The organism is Ideonella azotifigens (assembly GCF_006519715.1).
GTDB lineage: Bacteria > Pseudomonadota > Gammaproteobacteria > Burkholderiales > Burkholderiaceae_C > Ideonella > Ideonella azotifigens.
Genome location: NZ_VIDT01000675.1, coordinates 1 through 2,920 on the forward strand (window position 1 = coordinate 1; position 2,920 = coordinate 2,920).

Annotated in this window: 5 protein-coding genes; 1 reads left to right on the plus strand and 4 read right to left on the minus strand. The window is 68.8% G+C overall.

What is annotated here, in order from left to right:
* From FKP22_RS26065 to FKP22_RS26080, 4 genes are all read right to left on the minus strand, one after another.
* On the minus strand, positions 1 to 335 hold a 335-nt coding region (locus FKP22_RS26065), incomplete at its 3' end, for a DUF3455 domain-containing protein (protein WP_141290756.1).
* A gap of 64 nt (positions 336 to 399) precedes the next feature.
* Positions 400 to 1,206: an alpha/beta fold hydrolase gene (locus tag FKP22_RS26070; protein ID WP_141290758.1), complete on the minus strand. Its 807-nt coding sequence runs from the start codon at positions 1,204 to 1,206 to the stop codon at positions 400 to 402.
* A gap of 3 nt (positions 1,207 to 1,209) precedes the next feature.
* Positions 1,210 to 1,617 carry a VOC family protein gene (locus FKP22_RS26075; protein ID WP_141290760.1) on the minus strand — a complete coding sequence of 136 codons (408 nt, stop codon included), beginning with the start codon at positions 1,615 to 1,617 and terminating at the stop codon, positions 1,210 to 1,212.
* Between the two features lie 44 nt (positions 1,618 to 1,661).
* On the minus strand, positions 1,662 to 2,231 hold the full coding sequence (locus tag FKP22_RS26080; protein WP_141290762.1) for a GNAT family N-acetyltransferase: 570 nt from the start codon (positions 2,229 to 2,231) through the stop codon (positions 1,662 to 1,664).
* 303 nt (positions 2,232 to 2,534) lie between these two features.
* Between FKP22_RS26080 and FKP22_RS26085 the strand changes: the two genes are divergently transcribed.
* Positions 2,535 to 2,920: hypothetical protein (locus FKP22_RS26085; protein ID WP_141290764.1), on the plus strand; the 386-nt coding region annotated here is incomplete at its 3' end.

Consider the following 2,920-nt stretch of genomic DNA (forward strand, 5'->3'; position numbering starts at 1 on the left):
CCCGGGTCGCGGGCCTTGACCTCGCCCACCACCGTGCTGCCATCCAGCGCCTCCCAGGTCGGCCCCGCATAGTGCTTGCCCAGCGCACGTCCTGCGCGGTCGGCCAGCGTGGCTTCCGGCGCCTTGAACACCCACTCGGCCCCACCATCGGCCTTGGCTTTGCAGTCGTAGATCTGCACGCCGGTGGCCAAGGCTTCGAGGTAGAGCACCTGACCCGCTGGCGGCTGCAGTGCCAAGGGCACGTTGGGCGGCGTGGGTGCCGGGCTGCTGGCGCAGCCGGCGAGGGCGGCTGCCGCGGTCGCGGTGAGCAGGGTCAGGATCGGTTGCAAGCGCATGGTGGTGTGCCTCCTGTGATGACGGCGCAGTGTAGGAGGCCAGTGGCGGCCAGCATGCGTGGCCTCAGCCTTGCAGGAAGCGCGCGGCCTGATCGCCCCAGGTGGCGATCTCCGCGATGTGCTGGGCGACGTGCAGTTGCGCGTTGGGCAGCAGCGCGGCGAGCGTTTCGGCGGTGGACACCGGGTGCGCCGGGTCGGTGGCCCAGCCGAGGATCAGCGTGGGGGTGTGCAGGGTCTGCAGTACCGCCTCGCTGGGCAGGTCCGAAGCGCTGGCGCCGGCCAGCACCAATGGCAGCGTTGGCAGTGCGACTGCTTCCAGCGGCGAGGAGCGTGGGCTGTTGGCGAAGATGGGCGCCACCGGGGCCATGGCCACTGCTTTTTCCAGCAGCGCCACCTTGCCGCTGGCGGCCACGGCCGCGAGCTTCCGGTAGACCTGAACCTGCGCCGCGCGGGTGTGCCAGGCGGTGGGCGGTGCTGTCAGCACCAGCTTGCGAAAGCGCGCGGGCCGCTTCAGTGCGGCATGCAGCGCAGTGCCGGTGCCCATGGACAGGCCAATGACAGAGACCGGTGCGCCGGCCGAAAAGTGATCGGCCAGGGCCAGCAGGTCGTCGGCCAGCGAAGACCAGCGGAAGGCCTCGGCCCGTTCGCCGCCGCGCGAGTCGCCGTGGCCGCGGGCGTCGTACGCCACCAGCCGGCAACCCGCCTCGGCCACCGGAGAAAAATCGACCAGCCCTCGCTGACTGTCCACCGCGCGGCTGCAGAACAGGCCATGCGCGTACAGCACGACCGGGCCAGTCCCTTGCACGCTGCAGGCCAGCCGTGTGCCGTTGGCCTCGACAAACTCGGTGGCCTGCAGCTCGGCGGCGCCCATGCGTCAGGGCGCTGGCGGTGCCACCAGCGGCTGCACCAGGTGGATCAGGTTGCCGCAGGTGTCCTCGAACATCACCGCGATGATGGGCCCCATGTTGACCGGCTCGCCGCGAAAGCGCACGCTCTTGGCGGCCAGCCTGGCCTTCTCGGCATGCACATCGCTGGTGATGAAGGCGGTGGCCGGAACGCCGGCGTCGAACAGCGCCTGCTGGTAGACCTTGGCCGGCGGGAAGCCCATGGGTTCCAGCACCAGCTCCACGCCTGCCATGCCTTCCGGCGCCGTCACGGTCAGCCAGCGGTATTGCGGGCCCATCGGGATGTCGGCGCACTTCTCGAAACCCAACACCTCGGTGTAGAACGCCAGGGCCTTGTCCTGATCGTCCACCGGCACGCTGCTGAACTTGATCTGCAAGGTGGTCTCCTGTTGGTTCGAGTGAAAACAGAGGGGTGACCGTATCACGAGGCTGCGCGGGCGGCCAGCCACTCCCGCTGCAACAGGCCGTACATGGCCGTGTCCGACACCTCGCCGGCGACGAACCAGCGCTCGCGCAGCAGGCCTTCGCACTGGAAATCCAGTCGCAGCAGGCTGCGGCCGGAGGCGACGTTGCGCGGGTCGATGTCGGCCTCCAGCCGGTTCAGGTTCAGCGCCGGACCGAGTGCCCAGGCTATCAGTGCGCCAACGGCCTCTTGCACGTAGCCCTGGCGCCAGGCGTGAGGCGCGAGCGAATAGCCAAGCTCGGCGCGCCGGCTGTCCTGCACCAGGCTGAACAGCGAACAGGTGCCGATCATGGCCTCGTCGCTGCGCCGGATCAGGCCCAGGCGGATCGCCTTGCCTTCGGCCAGCTGGCGCTGGTCGCTGGCGATCATCGCGTCCGCCTGCGCCATCTCGGTCCATGGGCCGCTGCTCCAGTAGCGCATCACCTCTGGGTCGGAAAAAAGTGCGAACAGCGCGGGCGCGTCGGTGGGCTGGAGTGGGCGCAGCAACAGGCGCGGCGTGTCCAGCTGCAGGGCGGAAAAGTCGTGCATCGGCCGGACTGTAGGGCATGCGCTGGTGCCGTCGTCCGGCCGTCCGCCTGGCGCTGGCCCGGGTGCCATACAGCACCCCGTATGCACGGCTGGCGTGCGAAGTCGCACTCTCGCATGCGTCATGTAGATGACACATTCCACTTTTTTCTAGGGGGCTGACGCGTTTCATCCCTAGGTATCAGGGTGACGTGAGACAGATTTGTGACGAACATGTGACTACCCTGTAAACAGCAGTACGCGCCAGGAAGGCCTCGAAGTAGCTGTCTCGCTTCCAAAGGTCCCTCAATCAAAAGGGAGTGGTAGATGAGAGGGTTGGAGTCCCGCCTGCCGGCGCTGCTGTGCGTCCGCGGCGAACACGCCGGGCAGATCCGGCAGCGCCTGGCGGAGGTCGCCAGCGGTGCCCGTTCGCTGGCCTCGCTGGCCGACGAAACCGGCACCTGCGCGGCCGTGATGCTGGTACGCGATGCGCACCCCGAAGCGCTGCGCCGGCTGTTGGCCGATGCTGCCGCGGCGCTGCAGCCCGGCCACGCCATCGCCGATGCCCGGCTCGGCCTGTATTTCGATCCTTCGCCGCCGGGCGAACCGGCGCTGGCCTTCCTGTTCCCCGGCCAGGGCAGCCAGGCCCTGGGCATGCTGGCGCCGCTGAACGAGGTGTTACCCGGCTTCGCCGAACGTGTGGCAGCGCTGGA

Coding starts and splice junctions, on each gene's coding strand:
- FKP22_RS26070 (WP_141290758.1), bottom strand. CDS start 1,206: ATGGGCGCCGCCGAGCTGCAGGCCACCGAGTTTGTCGAGGCCAACGGC.
- FKP22_RS26080 (WP_141290762.1), bottom strand. CDS start 2,231: ATGCACGACTTTTCCGCCCTGCAGCTGGACACGCCGCGCCTGTTGCTG.